Consider the following 20,045-nt stretch of genomic DNA (forward strand, 5'->3'; position numbering starts at 1 on the left):
GATTGCGGGCGGGCCTCAGCCCTTGCGCAGATTGGTGAAGACCGGGACCCCGTTCAGCATGCCGGTCAGGTTCTTGCGATAGGCGACGGGCTGGAAGTACTGGCCGGCGGGGACGTACGGCACGTCCTGCATCGCCTGCAGCTGGATCTCCCGGGCGATCGCCTTCTGGCCGGCGAGGTCGGGCGCCTCCAGCCAGCGCGCCCGCAATGCCTCGATCGCCGGGCTGTCCGGCCAACCCGGGCTGCCGTTGGCGCCATTGCCGCGCAAGGGCGAGCTCGTCGCCGGCGAGCCGAGGTCGAGCCCCGACCAATAGGTGATGTAGCAGCCCCAGCCGCCCTGCTCGACCGGGCTGCGATTGCTGATGCGCTGCAATACCGTGCCCCAGTCGGCGGCGACGAAATCGACATTCAGGCCGATCTTGCGCAAGGCATCGGCCGCCACCTCGGCGGCGAGGGCGATGCGCGGCACGTCCTGGCCGGCGAGGAAGACGACGCGTTCGCCCTTGTAGTCCGCGGCTTCCAGCTCCTGCTTGAGCTTGCCGAAATCCTTCGGCGCCTTCAGCGCCTCGATGCCGACCTCCGACGCCATTGCCGAATTGCTCGGGAAGAAGCCGATGCTGCCGCGCTCGACCTCTGGGTCGCCGCCACAGACCGCGTTCATGCAGTCTTCCTGGTTGATCGCCTTGAGCACGACGCGGCGGATGGCGGGATTGCTGAACGGCGGCTGGAGATGATTGAGCCGCAATTGCCCGGCCATGCCGCTGCGATCCTTGACCGCGACGACAATGTTTGGGTCCTTCCGCAGCAGCGGCAGCAGGTCGATGATCGGCTGCTCGACCCAGTCGACCGCCCCGGTCTGCAGCGCCGAGACCGCGGTCGCCGGGTCGGGCATCACATTGAACTCGATCCGGTCGAGGAGAGGCGTACGCGGGCCGGCGGTGAAGCTCGGCGTGCCCTCGCGCGGCACATAGCCCTCATGCCGGGCATAGACGTGACGGGCGCCGGCAATGCGCTCGGCCGTGAGATAGCGATAGGGCCCGCTGCCGATCGCCTCCGGGATCTGCTTGAACGGATCGGTCTGGGCCAGCCGCTCCGGCATGATCGCCGCGACGAGCGCGCTCGGGCGGGCGAGCGCCGCTGGCAATTGCGGGAAGGGTCGGCGCAGGCGGAAGAGGATGGTGCGGTCGTCCGGGGCAGACAGCTCCTCGGTCGCCGCCATCAGCGCCTGGCCGAAGGTGTCGCGCGCGCCCCAGCGCCTGATCGAGGCGACGGCATCGCGGGCCAGTACCTTGCTGCCGTCATGGAAGACGAGGCCGGGCCGCAGCGTCAGCGTCCAGCGCTTGCCGTCATCCTCGACGAGATGGCCCTCGACCATTTGCGGCTGCGGCTGGAACTGGTCGTCGAGCCCGTAAAGCGTGTCCCAGACGAGAAGCGCGTGGGTGCGGGTCGAGTAGCCGTTGGTCCAGATCGGGTCGATGATCGCGACGTCGGAATAGGGCACGAAGCGCAGGGTCTTGGCGTCCTGCGCACGGGCGATGAGCGGAGCCGCGGGCAGGAAGGCGGTGACGGCGGAAGCTTTCAGAAACTGGCGTCGATCCATGATGATCCCCTGTTCTTGTCGTGGTCCCCGGACGTCCTCCGATGGCTGCCGGCTTCGCGCGGCAGCTGCTGGTCTTCTGGTTCAGGTGGATTCCGATGCTGCCGGCTGTACCGATTGGGCTGACCGGCGCGCCGCCGGATACCCGCTGCTGCGCAGGAATGCAGCGAGTTTTGGCGCCGTGCGCATGACATGGTCGCGCATCACCGTTTCGGCCCGGGCGGCATCGCCGCTGCGGATTGCCGCGACGATCTCGTTCTGGGCCTGGGTCGCCGTGCTCGGACGCGCGACATGGTGGAGCCAGACCCGCATATAGGGCTCGACGGCGATGTGCAGCGCCGCGATCTGGGCGATGAGCTTCGGGCGCCGGCTCAGCCCGCAGATATAGGCGTGGAAGGCCTGATGCGCGGCGAGCCAGGCATCGCCGCCGGCTTCCCCGGCGCGCTGCATGCGGGACAGATGGTCGTCGAGCTCGGCGAGGACGGCGGCATCGACGCGTGCCATGGCGAGGCGGACGGCAAGCCCCTCCAGGACCGAGCGAATCTCGAAAGCCTCGAAGATCTCGTCGACGGTCAGGCCGGCGACGACGCAGCCGCGGTTGGGCCGGATGACGACGAGCCCTTCATTGGCGAGCCGCTGGAAGGCTTCGCGCACCGGCATCCGGCTCATCGCCAGCTCCTGCGCGATCGCCTCGGGGATCAGGCGCTCGCCGGGCTCGTAGCGGCCGCTGCGAATGCCGGCGAGGATGGCGAGATAAGCCTCGTCGGGCGCCGTGCCCGGAGCTGGAGCGCGTGTGAAAGCCATGCCGTTGCTTGCCCCACGCCCGCGATCCGAATTGGCCGCAGACGCTTCACTGTCTAAGTGTATCCACTGATACAGTTGAGCAGATGAGGACGTGGAGGGTCAAGCGCCGCCATGGCCGGGCACCGGGCGGCGACCTTGTGGCCGCATGGCTGCTGTTCGGAAAGATGACCGTCCGGGCCGGTGCGCCGAGCCTCGGGGGGTCAGTGATGGGCGCGATAGCGGATCAGCGCGGCGCCGAGATGGGCGCGCATCGCTTCCCGGGCCGCCTTGGCCTCGCGGCTGGCGATAGCGTCGACCACACGGCCATGCTCGACCTGCAATTCGGCGTGATATTGCTGGTCCGACAGGCGGTCGTCGCGCAGGCCGCCGAAGCGCCCGCGCGGGATGATGAGCGGGCCGATGAAGGCGAGGAACTTCTCGAAATAGGGGTTGCCGGTGGCGCGCGCGATGGCGACGTGGAACTCGAAATCCGCCTGGCCGCGGTCGCCGGTCGCGGTTCGCAATTCCTTGTCGATGTCGCGCAGCCGTGCCTTGATCGTCCGCAGGGCGGCGGCGGAATGACGTTCCGCCGCGAGCCCCGCCGCCTCGACCTCGACGCTCATCCGCAGTTCGAGGATCTGCAGGACGTCGGTCAGCTTGCCATCGGCGTCCGAGACCAGCTCGAAGGGCAGGCGACGCGCGCCTGAGCCGACGAAGACGCCGACGCCCTGGCGCGATTCCAGCAGCCCGTCGGCCCGCAGCGAGGCGATCGCCTCGCGCACCACGGTCCGGCTGACGCCGTATGCCGTGCAGAGCTCCGCCTCGGTCGGAATCTTGCCGCCCGGCGGATAGTCCTGGGCCGCGATCTTCTGTGCCAGTCGTCGGGCGAGCTGCGTCGACAGGCGTTCTCTCTTGCCCAGCATGTACGAGGCCTCGAATTTCACACAGCCGCGGTCGTTAGAATGGCGCTCCGCGCCCGGCAACGGGAGCACGCATTTGGTATGACATCCGATCAATAATCCGCCGCCTACAGGGTGCAAGCGGTTGCGGAAAGATGAGGCACGCGTCCCGGCTTTCCGTTTGACATGTATGACAACCGACGACAGACTACGTCAAATCGAGCGATCGCAACGTATCGCGGCCGGGTCAGGCGCCACCTGGCGGGCCTTGGCCAGTCACCAATCAGATGAGGGGGATTCCATGTCGTCGATCAGCAAGCTTTTTGCCACTGTCGCCTTCACCGCAGCCGCCGGTTTTGCCAGCCTCTCGGCCCAGGCGCAGACCAGCTGGACGATGGCTTCGGGTTATCCGGAAAGCAGCTTCTTCACCCAGAACATCCGGCAGTTCATCAAGGAGGTCGAGGAGAAGAGCGGCGGCAAGCTGAAGATCGATCTGCGCTCCAATGACAGCCTGATCAAGCTCGACGCGGTCAAGCGCGCGGTGCAGTCGGGCCAGGTCCAGATCGGCGAGATCCGGCTCGGCGTCTACGGCAACGAAGCTGCGATGTTCAACCTCGACAACATTCCCGGCGTCGCCACCGACTATGACAAGGCGACGCTGCTGAAGAACGCGCAGCTGCCCTTCTTCGAGGCGATGTTCAAGAAGAACGGCATGCGCGTCCTGACCTATGTCGCCTGGCCTGGCCAGGGCTTCTACACCAAGGCGCCGGTGACCTCGCTCGCCGATCTGAAGGGCCAGAAGCTGCGCATCTATTCGAAGCAGACCCAGATTCTTGGCGAAAAGCTCGGCATGGAGGCGTTGATCATGCCCTTCGCCGAAGTGCCGCAGGCTTTCTCGACCGGCATGATCCAGGCGCTCTGGACCAGCGCCCAGACCGGTACGGACGTGCAGATCTGGGATTATGTGAAGCACTTCACCTATACCGGCACGATGCACAACAAGAATGCGATCATCGTCAACGAGAAGGCGCTGCGCGCGCTCGATCCTGCGACGCAGAAGGTGCTGATCGAAGCCGGCGAGCGCGCCACGGCGCGGGGCTGGGAGCTCAGCAAGAAGGCGAGCGCCGAGCGCGAGCAGGTGCTGAAGGACCATGGCGTGACCATCGCGCAGGCGCCGAAGGAAGTGCTCGACCGGATCGAGGCGATCGGCAAGGAGATGGTCCAGGAGTGGCTCGCCACCGCCAATGACGCCGAGAAGGCCGTCTACGAGGCCTATCAGAAGAGCATGAAGTAAGTCCCCGGGCATCGCTGCCCAGCTGCAGGAAACGGGGGCTTTCCGTGCTCAGAGCCTTTCTCGACAAGCTCTATCGCGGCTGCGGCTACATCGCCGCAGCCTTCATGGTCGGCATCGCCGTCACCATCATCGCCCAGATGGTGGCGCGGCTGCGGGGCGTCACCCTCGACGCCACGGAGGCCGCGGGCATGTGCCTCGCAGCCTCCACCTTCTTCGGGTTGGCCCATACCTTGCGCTCCGGCGCGCATGTCCGCATCAACCTGATCGTCGATCGGCTGCCGCCGGGCCTGCGGCGCCCTGTCGAGCTCTTCAACAGCCTGCTCGGCACCGTGGTGGTCGGCTATCTCGCCTGGCATGTCGGGCAACTCGCGCTGCAATCGCACGAGTTCAACGATATCAGCCCGGGTCTCCTGGCCATGCCGTTCTGGATTCCGCAGATGGGCGTCGCCTTCGGCATCGCGGTGCTGTGGATCGCCTTCGTCGACGAACTGGTCTGGCAGCTGAAGGGCGGTCGCCCGCGCTATGAGGCGCCCGACGAGATCGGCCTCGACAAGCCCGTCGCCTGAAGGAGACTCTCGTGGATCCTGTCGTCGTTTCCTCGCTGGTCCTCGCGGGCCTGCTCCTTGTGCTGCTCGCCGGCGGCGTCTGGGTGGCGCTGTCGCTGCTGACGGTCGGCATGGTCATGATGGGCCTGTTCACCTCGGCGCCGATGGGGTCGCTCATTGCCTCGACGCTGTGGGATTCGAGCTGGGGCTGGGCCCTGACCTCGCTGCCCCTGTTCATCTGGATGGGCGAGATCCTGTTCCGCTCGAAGCTGTCCTCGGACATGTTCCAGGGGCTGGCGCCCTGGGTCTCGCGCCTGCCGGGCCGGCTGCTGCACGTCAACGTGCTCGGTTGCGGCATCATGGCGGCCGTCGCCGGCTCCTCGGCCGTGACCTGCGCCACGATCGGGCGGATGAGCGTGCCGGAGCTGCAGCGGCGCAACTATCCGCTGAACGTCACCATCGGCACCCTGGCCGGCTCCGGCACGCTCGGTCTGCTGATCCCGCCCTCGATCATCATGATCGTCTATGGCGTCACCGCCGAGGTCTCGATCGCGCGGCTGTTCATCGCCGGCGTCGTGCCCGGGCTGCTGCTGATGGTCCTGTTCATGGGCTACACGGCGATCTGGAGCCTGTTCAATGCCGACAAGATGCCGCCGCCCGAGCCGGCGGTGCCTTTCCTCGAGAAGCTCTATCTCTCGCGCCGGCTGATCCCGGTGGCGCTGCTGATCGGCTCGGTCGTCGGCTCGATCTATGGCGGCATCGCGACACCGACTGAAGCCGCGACGATCGGCGTGATCGGGGCGCTGATCCTGGCGGTGGCCGGTGGCGGCTTCACCCGCAAGGACTTCATGGAAGGCCTGATGTCGGCGATGCGCACCTCGTGCATGATCTCCTTCATCATCGCCTGCGCCGCCTGTCTGACGATCGCCGTCGCCTTCGTCGACATCCCGCGGGCCCTGGCGAGCTGGGTCGCGGCGATGAATCTCTCGCCCTTTGCGCTGCTCGCCGTGCTCGCGGTCTTCATGCTGATCCTCGGCTGCTTCCTCGAGGGCATCTCGATCATCGTGCTGACCTCCTCGGTGATGCTGCCGATGGTGCAGGCGGCCGGGATCGACCTGCTCTGGTTCGGCATCTTCGTGGTGGTGCTGATCGAGGCGGCGCAGATCACGCCGCCGGTCGGGTTCAACCTGTTCGTCCTGCAGAGCATCACCGGCAAGGACATCCTGCAGGTCACGAAGGCGGCGATCCCCTATTTCCTGGTGCTGATGCTGCTTCTGGTGCTGATCGTGGTCTTTCCGCAGATCGTCACCGGGCTGCCGAAGATGATGCAGGGCTGACGAAGCGCGCGGCCGGAACGGGGACTTGGATCCGCTCCCGACCGTCGCGCCGCGGCTGTCGGGGCCCTCTTGCCTGCCCGGCCTCTCGGCAATGGCGGACGCAGCGTCGCGCAGCGGAGGGCCGCGACACGAGATTGACGGGGCGGCGCGCCGTCTCATATGTTGTCATACAACTAGAGGTGTCGGCGATGGCCGCACCCGCAGAGCAGAACGGTGGAAACTGAGATGACGGCTCTTCGCAATCCCCTGAAGTCCAACCTGGCCGAAGGCAGGCTGCAGGTCGGGCTGTGGTGTTCGCTCGGCAGCGCGGTGGTGACCGAGGTGCTGGCGGGGGCCGGCTATGACTGGCTCCTCGTCGACGGCGAGCACAGCCCCAATGATCTGCTCTCGATCATCGACCAGCACCGCGCGGCTTCCGCCTACGAGACCGAGGTCGTGGTGCGGATGCGCAGCCATGATCCGGATGCGGTGAAGCAGTTCATGGATTCGGGCATCCGCTCCTTCCTGTTCCCTTTCGTGCAGACGGCCGAGCAGGCGCAGGCGCTGGTGCGGGCGACGCGCTACCCGCCGCACGGCATTCGCGGCTATTCGGTCTCGCAGCGCGCCAACCGCTATGGCCGGGTCAAGGGCTATCACCCGCTCGCCCATGAGGAGTGCTTCGTCGCGGTACAGATCGAATCCGGCACGGCGGCGCAGGCTGCGGCGGATATCGCCGCCATCGAGGGCGTCGACGCGGTCTTCATCGGACCGAGCGATCTTTCCGCCGATCTCGGGGCGCTGGGAAATCCGCATGATGATGGTGTCCAGAAGACGATCCGCTCGGTGCTCGAGCTGGGCCGCGACGGACGGACCGTCACCGGCGTGCTCGCGCCGCTCGAGGAGGATGCCCGCCGCTATATCGACTGGGGTGCCCGCTTCGTCGCGGTCGGCAGCGATCTCGGCCTGCTGACCAGGCATGGCGACGCGCTGGCGGCCCGCTTCCGCGCCCTCGACATCGCACGTCCGGCTTCGGTCTGACGCGCCCCCGATTTTCCGGAGAAGCAGATCATGAGTCATGGCGGACAGCAGGTCCGGGTCGGCGTCGACATTGGCGGGACCTTCACCGACATCGTGGTGGAGGTCGGCGCCAGCCTGCATTCGACCAAGGTGCTGACGAACTATGCCAATCCCGAGCAGGCGATCATCGATGGCGTGCTGCAGGTGGCTGATATCGCCGGCATCGGCATCGGCGAGATCGACATCATCATCCACGGCACGACGCTGGCGACCAATGCGCTGATCGAGCGCAAGGGCGCGCGCACCGCCTTCATCACCACCAAGGGCTTCCGCGACGTCATCGAGATGCGGACGGAAAGCCGCTTCGAGCAATATGATCTCGACATCGTCCTGCCGCCGCCGCTGGTCGAGCGCAGCCACCGCCTCGTGCTCGACGAGCGCATCGGGGCCGATGGCAGCGTCCACAAGGCGCCGGACCCGGCCGAGATCGAGGCGCTGGCCGAGCGCATCGTCGCCGGCGGCTATGACAGCGTCGCGATAGGCTTCATCCATTCCTATCTCAACGACGCGCATGAGCAGGCGATGCGCGCGGCGCTCCTCGCCCGCGCGCCGCGGCTGGCGGTCTCGATCTCGGCCGAGGTCTCGCCGCAGATGCGCGAGTTCCAGCGCTTCAACACCGTCTGCGCCAATGCCTATGTGAAGCCGCTGATGGCGTCCTATCTCAACCGGCTGGTCGACAGGCTGCGCGAGGCCGGCGCCTCCTGCCCGGTCTTCATGATGCATTCCGGGGGCGGCATCATCAGCGTCGAGAGCGCCGCCGAGTTCCCGGTGCGGCTGCTCGAATCCGGCCCGGCCGGCGGAGCGATCTTCGCCGCCCATATCGCGGCGGGCCACGGGCTCGACCAGGTCCTGTCCTATGACATGGGCGGAACCACCGCGAAGATCTGCCTGATCGAGCAGCAGGTGCCGAAGACCGCCAAGACCTTCGAGGTCGCCCGAACCTACCGCTTCAAGAAGGGCAGCGGCATGCCCATCTCGATCCCGGTGATCGAGATGGTCGAGATCGGCGCCGGCGGCGGCTCGATCGCGACGGTCGACTCGATGCGTCAGATCCGCGTCGGGCCGCACAGCGCCGGCTCCGAGCCCGGCCCGGCCTGCTATCAGCGCGGCGGCGACCGGCCGACCGTCACCGATGCCGACCTCCTGCTCGGCAAGCTCGACGCCGAGGATTTCGCCGGCGGCAGCATCAGGCTCTCGAGCGAGGCCTCGCGCCAGGCGTTGCGCCGCGATATCGGCGAGAAGCTCGGCATCGACGAGGCGACCGCCTCCTTCGGCCTCTGCGAGATCGTCGACGAGAACATGACCAACGCCGCCCGCATGCATGCGGTGGAGAGCGGCAAGGAGCTCTCGGGCTTCACCATGATCGCCTTCGGCGGCGCCGCGCCGCTGCACGCGGCGCGGCTCTGCGACAAGCTCGGCATCGACAAGCTCCTGGTGCCGCCCGGCGCCGGCGTCGGCTCGGCGATCGGCTTCCTGCGTGCGCCTTTCGGCTTTGAATCGGTGCGCAGCGCCTATCTCCGGCTGAGCCGCTTCGACGCGGAGCGGATCAACCAGGTGCTGAGGGAGCTGGCCGAGGAGGCGACCGCCTTCGTCCATGCCGGCGCGCCCGGCATCGCGCCGGCGCTCGAATGCGTCGCCTATATGCGCTATGTCGGCCAGGGCTGGGAGATTCCGGTCGCGATCGCGATCCGCGACTACGGTCCGGGTGACGGCGATCATTTCAGGAAACAGTTCGACGAGGCTTATGAGGGCCTGTTCGACCGGTTGATCGACGGGCTCGACATCGAGATCGTCAGCTGGTCGCTGCGCGCGAGCTCGCCGACCCCGCCGGCACCGGCGGTCGGCGGCGTGCCCTCCGGCCGCAGCGTTGCCGGCGACGCCACGCGCCAGCTCTTCGATGCCGCCGCCGACGGTTTCGTCCCGGCGTCGATCGTCTCCCGCGCCTCGCTTCGTCCGGGCGACCGGGTCGCCGGACCGGCGATAGTCACCGAGCGCGAGACCACCACAATCGTGACGTCGGGGCGCGAGGCGGTGATGCAGGCCGATGGCTGCCTGCTGCTCAGCCTGAAGACAGCCTGAGCCCGAGACGAGAGGAGCGAAACCATGGCCACCAGCGCCCTGTCCGACGTCCGCATGCAGATCATGTGGAATCGCCTGATCTCCGTCGTCGAGGAGCAGGCGGTGACGTTGATCCGCACCGCCTTCAGCACCTCGGTGCGCGAATCCGGCGATCTCTCCGCCGGCGTCTTCAACCGTGCCGGGCTGATGATCGCCCAGGCGGTCACCGGCACGCCCGGCCACGTCAACGCCATGGCGGAGGCGGTCGGCCACTTCATCCGCGACATCGGCGAGGAGAACATCTTCGAGGGCGATGTCTACATCACCAACGATCCTTGGAAGGGCACCGGCCACCTCCATGACTTCACGGTGGTGACGCCGTCCTTCCGCAAGGGCGTGCTGGTCGGCTATTTCGCCTGCACGGCGCATGTCGTCGACGTCGGCGGGCGCGGCTTCGGGCCGGATGCCAACGAGGTCTATGAAGAGGGCATCTTCATCCCGATCATGAAGTTCGCCGAGCGCGGCAAGGTCAATCGCGACCTCGTCAACATCCTGCGCAACAATGTCCGCGAGGCGCATCAGGTCGTCGGGGACGTCTATTCGCTCGCCGCCTGCAACGACACCGGCCACAAGCGGCTGATGGACATGATGGAGGAGTTCCGGATCGACGATCTGGAGGCGCTCGCCGATTTCGTGATCGAGCGCAGCCATGCCGCCACCATGGAGAAGATCGCGGCCCTGCCGCATGGCGTCTACGACAATGTCATGCGGGTTGACGGCTATGGCAGCCCGATCGACATCGCGGTGACGATCACCGTCGACGGCAACGGCATCGGTACGGATTTCGCCGGCACCTCGCCGCCGAGCCCGAAGGGCATCAACGTCCCGCTGATCTATACCGTCGCCTATGCCTGCTACGGGCTGAAATGCTCGATCGCGCCGGAGATCCCGAACAATGCCGGCTCGCTGGCGCCGTTCAGGATCACCGCGCCGGAGGGCTGCATCCTCAACGTGAAGCATCCGGCCCCGGTCGCGGTGCGCCATGTGCTCGGCCATTTCGTGCCGGATGCGGTGCTCGGCGCGGTCCACAAGATGCTGCCCGGCAAGATCCCGGCCGAAGGCTCCGGCGCGCTCTGGAACCTGCATCTTTCCGCCAGGCCGCTCGGCGGCGATGACGCCCCCGAGGGCGGCGGCCAGCGCGCCGAGGTGCTGCTCTTCAACAGCGGCGGCGGCGGCGCCCGGCCGGGCGTGGACGGGCTCAGCGCCACCGCTTTCCCAAGCGGCATCCACACCATGTCGATCGAGGCGACCGAGCATGTCGGCCCGGTGATCTTCTGGCGCAAGGAATTGCGCGAGGGCTCCGGCGGCGCCGGCAAGCGGCGCGGCGGGCTCGGCCAGGTGGTCGAGATCAGCGCGACCAAGGGCCATGAATTCCATTTCAACGCCATGTTCGACCGCGTCGCCCATCCGGCGCGCGGCCGCGAGGGCGGGCAGGACGGCGCGCCGGGCTCGGTGTCGCTCGACGACGGCACCAGGCTGCAGGCCAAGGGGCGCCAGCATGTCCCGGCCGGACGCCGGCTCGTGCTGCAACTGCCCGGCGGCGGCGGCTATGGCGCGCCGGCCGAGCGCGAGAAGGCGGCGGCCGAGCGCGACCTCGCCTTCGGCTACGTCAAGGCCTGAGCGGAGCGGGATCGGTCTCGATGCAGTATCAGAGCACGCGCGCCGGGCTGATCAAGCCCTCGCCCTCCATGGCGATCTCGATCGAGGCAAGGCGGATGACGGCGGCCGGGGTACCGGTCGTCGACCTCAGCCTGGGCGAGCCCGATTTCGCGACGCCGCCGCATGTTCTGGCGGCGGCAGCCGCGGCGATGCGACGTGGCGAGACGCGCTATACCGCGGCCGACGGCACGCCCGAGCTGAAGGACGCGATCGTCCTGAAGTTCGGCCGCGAGAACGGGCTTTCCTTCCAGCGCGGCGAGGTGACCGCCGCCAACGGCGCCAAGCAGATCATCTTCAATGCGCTGATGGCGACGCTGGAGCCGGGCGACGAGGTGCTGGTGCCGGCGCCTTACTGGGTCTCCTATACCGACATTGTGCTGCTGCTCGGCGGCGAGCCGAAGGTGCTGCCTTGCCCGGTCGAGGACGATTTCAAGCTGACGCCGGAGGCGCTCGACCGGGCCCTGACCAAGCAGACCCGCTGGGTGATGTTCAACGCTCCGAACAATCCCTGCGGCGCCGCCTATAGCCGCGAGGAGCTCGCCGCGCTCGGCGCGGTGTTGGCGCGGCATCCGCAGGTGCTCGTCATGTCCGACGAGATCTACGAGCACATCAACTACACGCAGACGCCTTTCTGCTCCTTCCTGACCGCCTGCCCCGAGCTGTGTGAGCGGCTGCTCATCGTCAACGGCGTCTCCAAGACCTATGCGATGACCGGCTGGCGCATCGGCTATGCCGCGGGTCCGGCGCCGCTGATCGCCACCATGGCCAAGATCCAGTCGCAGAGCACCTCGAACCCCTGCTCGATCGCCCAGGCCGCGGCCGTGGCGGCGCTGACCGGGCCGCAGGACTTCGTGGCGCAGGCAGTCGAGGAATACCGCGCGCGCAAGGATCTCGTCACCGAGGGGCTGAACGCGATCGCCGGCCTGAAGACGCGTTCGCCGGAAGGCGCCTTCTATGCCTATCCGGAATGCTCGGCCCTGCTCGGCCGGCGCACGCCGGCCGGCAAGGTCATCGCCGACGACACCGATCTTGTCTCCTATCTGCTGAGCGACGGCCATGTCGCCGCGGTCCAGGGCTCGGCCTATGGGCTGGAGCCCTATTTCCGGGTGTCCTTCGCGACCTCGCGAGAGCAGCTGACGACCGCGATCGAGCGCATAGGCGACGCCGTGAAACGGCTGGAGCCCTGATCTCCGCCCTTGGTCGGGGGCGGGCAAGGCAAGATTCGATTGAAAACCCCACGCCGGGAGGCCAGATAGCAGGGACGGGCCGTTGCCCGCCTTTGCGATCGCTATCCCGGCGGTCGCGACACCGTATCCGGTGAGGATAAGGGGATTGCTGAATGTCGGGGTCCGACTCTTTCCACGCCATCGCGGCCGAGCCCGAAGCGGAGAGCTACGACCTCTCCGAACAGGTCGGCTTCATCCTGCGCCAGGCGATCCAGCGCCATGTCTCGCTGTTCAACGAGATCATGGGGCCGGAACTGACGCCGACGCAGTGGGCGGTGCTGTCGCGGCTCTATCTCGAAGGCGGCAGCTCGCAGAATCTGCTCGGGCGCCAGACGGCGATGGACGCGGCGACGATCAAGGGCGTGGTCGACCGGCTGATCAAGCGCAAGCTGGTGCACACCACTGCCGACCCCGATGACGGGCGGCGCGTCATCGTGCAGCTGACCGAGGCCGGCCGGGCCTATACCCGCGAATTGATGCCGAAGGCCGAGACCGTCACCAAGGTGACGTTGGCGCCGCTGGCGACCAGCCAGCGCACGACGCTGATTTCGCTGCTGAAGCAGCTGCGCTGACGGCGGGCTGCGCCGGCCGCCTAGATCGCCGCGCGTCTGTTCGGACGCGGTTACGGTGATCCATCTTTTTGTTATCGCATCGGAGTTTTCCGAAAAGTGGATTCCACTTTTCGGTCCGATGCTCTAGCTGATCACGAAGCAGGCGCTCTGCGCCGCCAGCGCCCGTGCCTCCTCGAGATCGCTCGAGGCGCTCGCATGGATCGCGAAGAGCGGATCGCCGATCGCGACGCTGTCGCCGACGCCGCGGCGCAGATCGATGCCGGCGGCCTTGTCGAAAGGCGCGCCGGCGCGCCGGGCAATGCCGGCGACGGCCCAGCCATCGATTTCGGCGACCGTGCCGGCCTGCTCGGCGCGGACGGTATGGACCAGCAGCCCCGGCATCACCGGCGGCTCGCGGCGCCCCTGCGCCGTGACGATGCGCTCGAAGGCCGACCGCGCCGCGCCCGAGCGCAGCAGCTCTTCGGCGCGTGCCCGCCCGGCCTCGACCGAACCCAGCGCCGGGTCCCAGGCGAGGATGCGGCCGGCGAAGAACAGCGCTTTGACGACGAGGTCAGCGGGGGCCTGGGGGTCGTTGTCGAGCGCCCAGGCGACGTCGCGGCATTCCAGCGCCGGGCCGATGCCGCGCCCGATCGGCCGGCTGCCATCGGTCGGGAAGGCTTCGACGACGAGGCCGAGCCCGCGCCCGACCGTCTCGAACAGGGCCGCGAGATCGGCCGCCTCGTCCTGCGATTTCAGCTTGGCGCGTGGGCCATAGGGCAGGTCGACGATCACATGGGTCGAGCCGGCGGTCTTCTTCTTCGACAGGATCGAGGCGACGGACCAGCGATTGGAATCGATGCCGAGCGGCCGCGTGATCGCATTCATCACGTCGTCGACGACGGAATGGTTCAGGCGGCCGTTCCAGGCGATGCAGGCGCGGGCCTTCTCGACGCAGGCGCGCAATTCGGCCGGGGTGAGCTCGACATCGGCGAGCGCCTCCATCGCGTCGGCGGTGCCGGCGGCCGAGGTGATGGCGCGCGATGAGGTCTTCGGCATCAGGAAGGCGCCATGGGCGGCGATGATCGGCACCACGATCAGCGTGATCCGGCTGCCGGGAATGCCGCCCATCGAATGCTTGTCGACGACGATCTTGTCGGACCAGCTGATCTGCTGGGCGAAACGGGTGCGGACGCGGGCGAGCGAGACGACCTCGTCATCGCTGAGCTTCTGCGTCGCGGCGACGAGGAAGGCCGCGACCTCGCCATCGGGATAGCGGGATTCGACGATGTCGCGGATCAGCGTGTGATACTGCGCCTCGGTCAGTGCCCCGCCCTGGATCTTGCGGGTCAGCGCAGCGCGACTTTCCGGCGAGGGGGTGCGCCGGATCGAGACCTCGGTGCCCTCCGCCAGGCCGAGCTCGGTGAAAGCCTCGCTGGAGAGGCCGATCTCGTCGGGTGCGAGCGCGGCCGGCAGGTCGGCGACCTGGATGTCCGAGCGGATGCTGGCGCCGGCGCCGGAGATCTCGATCCGTCCGGGGCCGAGATAGTCGAAACCGTTGACGAGCTCGCCCTTGGCCGGGAGCCAGGCGCAATGGGCCCGGCCGGCGAAGACCGGCAGGCGGCGCAGGCGCAGGGTATTGGCGGCCGATTCCACCGCGGCGATGAAGCGCTCGATCCCGGTTTCCGGGCTCTGGTCATTGCAGACGGTGACCGTGCGGATGCCGGCCGGCCAGGGCTCGACCTTGCGGGCGAGCCTGTCGCCGATGGCGTTGCCCTGCTCGCGGCCGCGTCCGGCGATGCGGGCCGCCAGGATCTCGGCCGGTGCCGTGACCTCGACGATGACGAAACGCGGCAGCAGCGCCGCCAGTTCGGCGATGACGGCGCGCGAGCCATTGGCGATGACGTGGCGGCCGCTCTCGATCGCGCCCAGAAGGCTACGGGGGAGGCCATAGCGCAGGCCATGGGCGCTCCAGCTGATGAGGAAATCGCCTGCGGCTCCGCGTGCCGCGAATTCGGCATCCGTCGCCGCCTCATGCGCCTCGCCGGGCGAGCCGGCGGGGCGGGTGATGACGCGCCTGGCGAAGACATAGCGCCCGGTCGGCTCCAGGACCTGCCTGGCGCCGTCGATCAAGGTGTCCTTGCCGCCGCCGCTGGGGCCGACGACAAAGAAGAACGTTCCCGGGCGCATGGTCTGATCAGGCTTCGTCGAGGCCGATGTCGACGGCGGGCGCCGACTGGGTGATCTTGCTGGTCGAGATATAGTCGACGCCGGTCTGGGCGATCGGACAGATCGTGTCGATGCGGATGCCGCCGGAGGCCTCGACCTTGGCGCGGCCGGCGATCAGCCCGACCGCCTTGGTCATGTCGGCGACCGACATGTTGTCGAGCATGATCACATCGGCGCCGGCCTTGACGGCCTCCTCGACCTGTTCGAGCCGGTCACATTCGACCTCGAGCTTGGTCAGCACCGGCAGCGTCTTGCGAGCGCGCTCGACGGCGGCGGTGATGCTGCCGCACACGGCGATATGGTTGTCCTTGATCATCACGCCGTTATCGAGGCCGAGGCGATGATTGAGGCCGCCGCCGCAGGTCACGGCATGCTTCTCCATCATGCGCAGGCCGGGCGTGGTCTTGCGGGTGTCGATCAGCCGCGCCTTGGTGCCGGCGATGGCGGCGACATAGCGCGCGGTCTCGTTGGCGATGCCCGAAAGGCGCTGGGCGATGTTGAGCGCGGTGCGCTCGGCGGTCAGCACGCTGCGGGCGGCGCCTTCGATCTCCATCAGGATGGCGCCCTTCTCGACCTTGTCGCCATCCTTGACCAGCAGTTTCACCTTGAGCTCGGGATCGTAGCGCTTGAAGACACGGGCGGCGACCTCGATGCCGGCGACGATCATCGGCTCGCGGGCGTTCATGTGGAACTTGCCGGTCTCGTCCGGCTCGATCATGACCTGCACGGTCAGGTCGCAGGCGCCGATATCCTCGGTCAGCCAGAGATCGATCAGGCGATCCGTCGCAAAGCTGTCGTACATCGAAACCCCTCCTCGGGCGTGATCGCCTTGACCTTTTCCCGCGGAATCGGTCGGCCGATCCGAAGGTAAATTTATTTGTATACGAATAATAACAGTCGATTTTTCGGGCTGTCAATCAGAGCTGGATAGCGGCAAGCGGGCCGCCTGTCTCGCCGGGTGCCGGGCTTTTGGCTCATCGCGCGAGCAAGCGAAGAAAACCCAGGCTGTGGCGGCTTTAGCAGGCCTGCGCGCTTCTGCCCGGCCCGGTGGCTGGGCCCCGTCCGGGCAGAGCGCCGACTTGACAGCCGGGCAACCATGCGCCACCATCATTTGTATACAAATGATATGGCCGGAAGTGACGGCGAGGGTTGACGATGAGCCTGGAGGAAACGGCCACGGCCGCCGACGACAAGATTCGCTGCGATGCCTGTCCGGTCATGTGCTACATCAAGCCGGGCGCGGTCGGTGCCTGCGACCGCTATGGCAATGTCGACGGCAATCTCGTCCGGGTCGATCCGCATGTGATGCTCGACCGCACCATCGATCAGGGCGGCGAGCTGGTTTCCTTCGCCGGCCCGCGTGAATGGGATGGCGACATCCTGCACCAGCCCGGCACCTTCGTCACAGCGATCGGCGCCGGCACGACCTATCCCGACTACAAGCCCGCGCCCTTCATCGTCTCTTCCGAGGTCGACGGCGTCGACATGGTCACCGTCGTGACCGAGGGCATCTTCAGCTATTGCGGCGTCAAGGTGAAGATCGACACCGACCGCTTCCTCGGCCCGGAGACCGCGATCGTGCGCGTCGAGGGCGAGGCGGTCGGCCATGTCACTTCGGGCGAATACGGCTCGCAGATGCTGTCGCTCGGCGGTGTCCACCACCTGACCGGCGGCTCGAAGAAGGAGGGCCGCGTCACCTGCGACGCGCTGCTCCAGCTCAGCAACGGCAAGGCGGTCGAGCTTACGATCGATGGCGGCGAGACCGTCATCGTCCAGGCCGGCAAGCCGCCGATCGTCAACGGCGTCGAGGAGAGCCGGATGCGCGTCGGCTGCGGCTCGGCGACGATCGGCATCTTCGCCAAGCAATGGCATGGCAAGGTCGACGAGGTCGTGGTCGTCGACGACCACATCACCGGCGTGCTCTCGGAGCACCAGGCCGGCAAGCTGCTCGGCATGCCGGCGACCGGCCTGAAGATGAAGGGGCGGCGCTCGACGCCCGGCCGCTATTTCCAGGTCGCGCAACCCGGCACCGGCTGGGGCGGCACCAATATCAGCGATCCCCTGACCATTCTCGGGCCGTTCGATCCGAAGGTCGCCTATCCCGGCCTGCGCCTGCTGATGGTCTCGACCACCGGCGAGCACGCCGCCTATTACGAGCTCGACGAGAAGCTCGTACCGGTCGAGATGCAGATGCCGGAGCGGCTGGTCGAGCCGGTCGAGCGCATCGCCGAGAATTGTGAGCCGGCGCTTTCGACCGTGCTGTTCATCGGCGGCGCCGGCGGTTCGCTGCGTGCCGGCGTCACCGAGAACCCGGTCAGGCTGACGCGCTCGGTCAAGGACGCGCTGACCTATGTCACCTGCGGCGGCGCACCGGTCTATATCTGGCCGGGCGGCGGCATCACCTTCATGGTCGACGTCACCCGCCTGCCCGAGAACGCCTTCGGCTATGTGCCGACGCCGGCCCTGGTTGCGCCGCTCGAATTCACCATGAAGCTCTCCGACTATCAGGAGCTCGGCGGGCATATGGACCATGTCCGGCCGCTTTCCGAGCTCAATGCCGACGGCCGGCTGAAGCTGCCGCAGCGGCTCGACAATCCCTGGCCGCTGGCGCCGGAGCGGATGCGCCGCTCGCACGGCTGAGCGATGTTCGAGCCCCCCTCCGCGCGCCTGCTGCCAGACGGCAAGCGCCTGCTGCTGCAGCAGGGGCCGATCGACCTCGTCGTCGAGGCGACCGGCCCGGCGGCGGCGGTCGATGCGGCCTATCGGGCGGCGATGCGGCGCTTCGACGGGCTGCTCGCGGAGCTCTGCGGTGAACTTGCCCTGCTACGTTCGCCGGTGCGGGCGAACAGCCCGGTTCCGGAAGGGCCGGTCGCTCGGCGCATGCATCAGGCGGTCGCCCCTTTCGCCGGCAGGATCTTCATCACGCCGATGGCCGCTGTTGCCGGCTCGGTGGCGCAGGAAATCCTCGCCGTCATGGTCGAGGCTGCGCCGCTGGCGCGTGCCTATGTCAATAATGGCGGCGACATCGCCCTGCATCTGGCCGATGGCGAGGCCTTCCGGATCGGCCTTGTCGAGCGTCCGGACCGGCCAAATCTCTTCGCCACCGCCAGCATCGCCGCCAGCGATCCGGTGCGCGGTATCGCGACCTCCGGCTATCCCGGCCGCAGCTTTTCACTGGGCATCGCCGAGGCGGTGACCGTGCTCGCCCCGAGCGCCGCCATGGCCGATGCCGCTGCGACCGTGATCGCCAATGCGATCGACCTGCCGGGCCATGCTGCGATCGAGCGCCTGCCGGCCGAGGCCATCCAGGCCGACAGCGATCTCGGCGCGCTCCTCGTCACCCGCAAGGTCGGGCCGCTGACCGAGACCGAAATCGAAACGGCGCTCGCAGCCGGCCTCGCCGAGGCGCAGCGCCTGCACGGAGCCGGCCTGATCGTCGCCGCCGCCATGCATCTTCAGGGCGTGAGCCGGGCTCTCGCCACGCCTATGATCCCCAAAGAACAAGCCGAGAGGAGACTTGCCCGTGCCTGAGATCGTCGTGCGGAAATATGCCGTGACCGTGGAGGAGATCTTTCACGAAGGCGGCCCGGCCGCGACCGTGCCGTTGAAGCGCGGCGCGGCGCTGGCGGTGATCGCCAACCCTTATGCCGGCCGCTATGTCGAGGACATCCAGGGCTTCATGGATGATCTCAAGCCCTTCGGTCTCGCCATGGCGCTGCGCCTGCTGGCGGCGATGGGCGGCGACGTCAAGGCGATCCAGGGCTATGGCAAGGGTGCCATCGTCGGCGCCGCCGGCGAGATCGAGCATGGCGCGCTCTGGCACGTGCCGGGCGGCTATGCGATGCGCGAACTGCTGGGGGACGCCAAGGCGATCGTGCCTTCGACCAAGAAGGTCGGCGGACCCGGCACGCGGCTCGACATTCCGGTCACCCATGTCAACGCCTCCTATGTCCGCAGCCATTTCGACGCCTTCGAGATCGGCATCACCGACGCGCCCAGGGCCGACGAACTGCTGCTCGCTCTGGTGATGACCACGGGTTCACGCATCCATGCGCGCGTCGGCGGCCTGAAGGCGAGCGAGATCAAGGGCGAGGACGGGCTGAGATGAAGGCTTCCATCCGCAAGATCGTCACCATACTCGACGAGACCCATTCCGAGATGGGCCAGCCCGTCGTGCCGGCGATCTGCCGGGCCGCGGCGGTGGCGGTGATCGCCAACCCCTTCGCCGGCAAATACCAGCCCGATCTCTCCGAGTTGATCGAGATCGGCGAGGAGCTCGGAGACCTGCTCGGCCGCCACGCGCTTCAAGCGCTCGGCATCGAGGGCGAGGCCGTGCAGGGCTATGGCAAGGCCGCCGCCGTCGGCGAGGACGGCGAATACGAGCATGCGGCGGCGATCCTGCACCCGAAGCTCGGCGCGCCGCTGCGCAAGCTGCTCGGCAAGGCGCCGGCGCTGATCCCGTCCTCGAAGAAGCGCGGTTCGCTCGGCGTCGTCCTCGATATTCCACTCGGCCACAAGGCCGGCGCCTATGTCCGCAGCCATTTCGATGGCATGGAGGTCCGCATTCCCGATGCGCCGCGCGCCGGCGAGATCGTCGTCGCGGTGGCGCTGACCAGCGGCGGTCGCCCGCTGCCGCGCGTCGGCGGCCTGACCCATGACGAAGTCAAGGGCGAGGACGGGCTGCGCTGAGAGGCGTCCACGATTCAGATTGGCGCTCGAAACTCCACGTCATGCTCGCCCTTGTGGCGAGCATCC

Annotated in this window: 17 protein-coding genes; 12 read left to right on the top strand and 5 right to left on the bottom strand. The window is 67.7% G+C overall.

The window, feature by feature from the left end; translation table 11 throughout:
* Window positions 1-15: 15 nt before the first annotated feature.
* From ACWGRX_RS16235 to ACWGRX_RS16245, 3 genes are all read right to left on the bottom strand, one after another.
* On the bottom strand, window positions 16-1,599 hold the full coding sequence (locus tag ACWGRX_RS16235) for an ABC transporter substrate-binding protein (protein WP_452118376.1): 1,584 nt from the start codon (window positions 1,597-1,599) through the stop codon (window positions 16-18).
* Window positions 1,600-1,680: 81 nt separating this feature from the next.
* Window positions 1,681-2,400 (bottom strand): GntR family transcriptional regulator, encoded by a 720-nt coding sequence (locus ACWGRX_RS16240; protein ID WP_452118377.1) that lies wholly within the window; start codon window positions 2,398-2,400, stop codon window positions 1,681-1,683.
* A gap of 200 nt (window positions 2,401-2,600) precedes the next feature.
* The gene (locus ACWGRX_RS16245) at window positions 2,601-3,302 is read right to left on the bottom strand and encodes a FadR/GntR family transcriptional regulator (protein ID WP_291633766.1); all 702 of its coding nucleotides are present in this window, start codon (window positions 3,300-3,302) and stop codon (window positions 2,601-2,603) included.
* 277 nt (window positions 3,303-3,579) lie between these two features.
* Here ACWGRX_RS16245 and ACWGRX_RS16250 point away from each other — a divergent pair, with 277 nt between their 5' ends.
* The 8 genes from ACWGRX_RS16250 to ACWGRX_RS16285 all read left to right on the top strand — a co-directional run bounded on the left by ACWGRX_RS16250 (window position 3,580) and on the right by ACWGRX_RS16285 (window position 13,085).
* Window positions 3,580-4,572, top strand: a complete 993-nt coding sequence (locus ACWGRX_RS16250) for a TRAP transporter substrate-binding protein (protein ID WP_291645978.1) — start codon at window positions 3,580-3,582, stop codon at window positions 4,570-4,572.
* 44 nt (window positions 4,573-4,616) lie between these two features.
* A complete protein-coding gene (locus tag ACWGRX_RS16255) occupies window positions 4,617-5,138 on the top strand; it encodes a TRAP transporter small permease (protein WP_452118378.1) in 522 nt (173 codons plus the stop codon).
* Between the two features lie 11 nt (window positions 5,139-5,149).
* Window positions 5,150-6,454, top strand: a complete 1,305-nt coding sequence (locus ACWGRX_RS16260; protein ID WP_452118379.1) for a TRAP transporter large permease — start codon at window positions 5,150-5,152, stop codon at window positions 6,452-6,454.
* Window positions 6,455-6,679: 225 nt separating this feature from the next.
* On the top strand, window positions 6,680-7,471 hold the full coding sequence (locus ACWGRX_RS16265; protein ID WP_452118380.1) for an HpcH/HpaI aldolase family protein: 792 nt from the start codon (window positions 6,680-6,682) through the stop codon (window positions 7,469-7,471).
* Window positions 7,472-7,501: 30 nt separating this feature from the next.
* Window positions 7,502-9,589, top strand: coding sequence for a hydantoinase/oxoprolinase family protein (locus ACWGRX_RS16270; RefSeq protein ID WP_452118381.1), 2,088 nt, complete (start codon window positions 7,502-7,504; stop codon window positions 9,587-9,589).
* A 24-nt stretch (window positions 9,590-9,613) separates the two neighbouring features.
* Window positions 9,614-11,248, top strand: a complete 1,635-nt coding sequence (locus ACWGRX_RS16275) for a hydantoinase B/oxoprolinase family protein (RefSeq protein WP_291633778.1) — start codon at window positions 9,614-9,616, stop codon at window positions 11,246-11,248.
* 20 nt (window positions 11,249-11,268) lie between these two features.
* Complete coding sequence (locus tag ACWGRX_RS16280; protein WP_452118382.1) at window positions 11,269-12,474, top strand: aminotransferase class I/II-fold pyridoxal phosphate-dependent enzyme; 1,206 nt, start codon at window positions 11,269-11,271, stop codon at window positions 12,472-12,474.
* Window positions 12,475-12,626: 152 nt separating this feature from the next.
* On the top strand, window positions 12,627-13,085 hold the full coding sequence (locus ACWGRX_RS16285; protein WP_452118383.1) for a MarR family winged helix-turn-helix transcriptional regulator: 459 nt from the start codon (window positions 12,627-12,629) through the stop codon (window positions 13,083-13,085).
* Window positions 13,086-13,208: 123 nt separating this feature from the next.
* Here ACWGRX_RS16285 and phnN read toward each other — a convergent pair whose 3' ends face one another.
* Together phnN and nadC are read right to left on the bottom strand one after the other, a co-directional pair.
* Window positions 13,209-15,251, bottom strand: coding sequence for a phosphonate metabolism protein/1,5-bisphosphokinase (PRPP-forming) PhnN (gene phnN / locus ACWGRX_RS16290; RefSeq protein ID WP_452118384.1), 2,043 nt, complete (start codon window positions 15,249-15,251; stop codon window positions 13,209-13,211).
* A gap of 7 nt (window positions 15,252-15,258) precedes the next feature.
* On the bottom strand, window positions 15,259-16,092 hold the full coding sequence (gene nadC, locus ACWGRX_RS16295; protein WP_452118385.1) for a carboxylating nicotinate-nucleotide diphosphorylase: 834 nt from the start codon (window positions 16,090-16,092) through the stop codon (window positions 15,259-15,261).
* A gap of 353 nt (window positions 16,093-16,445) precedes the next feature.
* Between nadC and ACWGRX_RS16300 the strand changes: the two genes are divergently transcribed.
* From ACWGRX_RS16300 to ACWGRX_RS16315, 4 genes are read left to right on the top strand one after another with little or no spacing between them, the layout of a single operon-like run.
* Entirely contained in the window at window positions 16,446-17,930 is a 1,485-nt protein-coding gene (locus ACWGRX_RS16300; RefSeq protein ID WP_291633789.1) for a 6-hydroxynicotinate reductase, read from the top strand.
* Window positions 17,931-17,933: 3 nt separating this feature from the next.
* Complete coding sequence (locus ACWGRX_RS16305) at window positions 17,934-18,821, top strand: UPF0280 family protein (protein WP_452118386.1); 888 nt, start codon at window positions 17,934-17,936, stop codon at window positions 18,819-18,821.
* A complete protein-coding gene (locus ACWGRX_RS16310; RefSeq protein WP_452118387.1) occupies window positions 18,814-19,398 on the top strand; it encodes an amino acid synthesis family protein in 585 nt (194 codons plus the stop codon). The genes ACWGRX_RS16305 and ACWGRX_RS16310 overlap by 8 nt, the downstream gene beginning before the upstream one ends.
* Window positions 19,395-19,979, top strand: a complete 585-nt coding sequence (locus ACWGRX_RS16315; protein WP_452118388.1) for an amino acid synthesis family protein — start codon at window positions 19,395-19,397, stop codon at window positions 19,977-19,979. The genes ACWGRX_RS16310 and ACWGRX_RS16315 overlap by 4 nt, the downstream gene beginning before the upstream one ends.
* Window positions 19,980-20,045: the final 66 nt, after the last annotated feature.

Source organism: Allobosea sp. NPDC055594 (assembly GCF_053618995.1).

What these genes read in the sequence shown, in the direction of transcription:
- ACWGRX_RS16235 (WP_452118376.1), bottom strand. Translation starts at nt 1,599, where the DNA reads ATGGATCGACGCCAGTTTCTGAAAGCTTCCGCCGTCACCGCCTTCCTG.
- ACWGRX_RS16240 (WP_452118377.1), bottom strand. Translation starts at nt 2,400, where the DNA reads ATGGCTTTCACACGCGCTCCAGCTCCGGGCACGGCGCCCGACGAGGCT.
- ACWGRX_RS16245 (WP_291633766.1), bottom strand. Translation starts at nt 3,302, where the DNA reads ATGCTGGGCAAGAGAGAACGCCTGTCGACGCAGCTCGCCCGACGACTG.
- ACWGRX_RS16250 (WP_291645978.1), top strand. Translation starts at nt 3,580, where the DNA reads ATGTCGTCGATCAGCAAGCTTTTTGCCACTGTCGCCTTCACCGCAGCC.
- ACWGRX_RS16265 (WP_452118380.1), top strand. Translation starts at nt 6,680, where the DNA reads ATGACGGCTCTTCGCAATCCCCTGAAGTCCAACCTGGCCGAAGGCAGG.
- ACWGRX_RS16270 (WP_452118381.1), top strand. Translation starts at nt 7,502, where the DNA reads ATGAGTCATGGCGGACAGCAGGTCCGGGTCGGCGTCGACATTGGCGGG.
- ACWGRX_RS16275 (WP_291633778.1), top strand. Translation starts at nt 9,614, where the DNA reads ATGGCCACCAGCGCCCTGTCCGACGTCCGCATGCAGATCATGTGGAAT.
- ACWGRX_RS16280 (WP_452118382.1), top strand. Translation starts at nt 11,269, where the DNA reads ATGCAGTATCAGAGCACGCGCGCCGGGCTGATCAAGCCCTCGCCCTCC.
- ACWGRX_RS16285 (WP_452118383.1), top strand. Translation starts at nt 12,627, where the DNA reads ATGTCGGGGTCCGACTCTTTCCACGCCATCGCGGCCGAGCCCGAAGCG.
- phnN (WP_452118384.1), bottom strand. Translation starts at nt 15,251, where the DNA reads ATGCGCCCGGGAACGTTCTTCTTTGTCGTCGGCCCCAGCGGCGGCGGC.
- nadC (WP_452118385.1), bottom strand. Translation starts at nt 16,092, where the DNA reads ATGTACGACAGCTTTGCGACGGATCGCCTGATCGATCTCTGGCTGACC.
- ACWGRX_RS16300 (WP_291633789.1), top strand. Translation starts at nt 16,446, where the DNA reads ATGAGCCTGGAGGAAACGGCCACGGCCGCCGACGACAAGATTCGCTGC.
- ACWGRX_RS16305 (WP_452118386.1), top strand. Translation starts at nt 17,934, where the DNA reads ATGTTCGAGCCCCCCTCCGCGCGCCTGCTGCCAGACGGCAAGCGCCTG.
- ACWGRX_RS16315 (WP_452118388.1), top strand. Translation starts at nt 19,395, where the DNA reads ATGAAGGCTTCCATCCGCAAGATCGTCACCATACTCGACGAGACCCAT.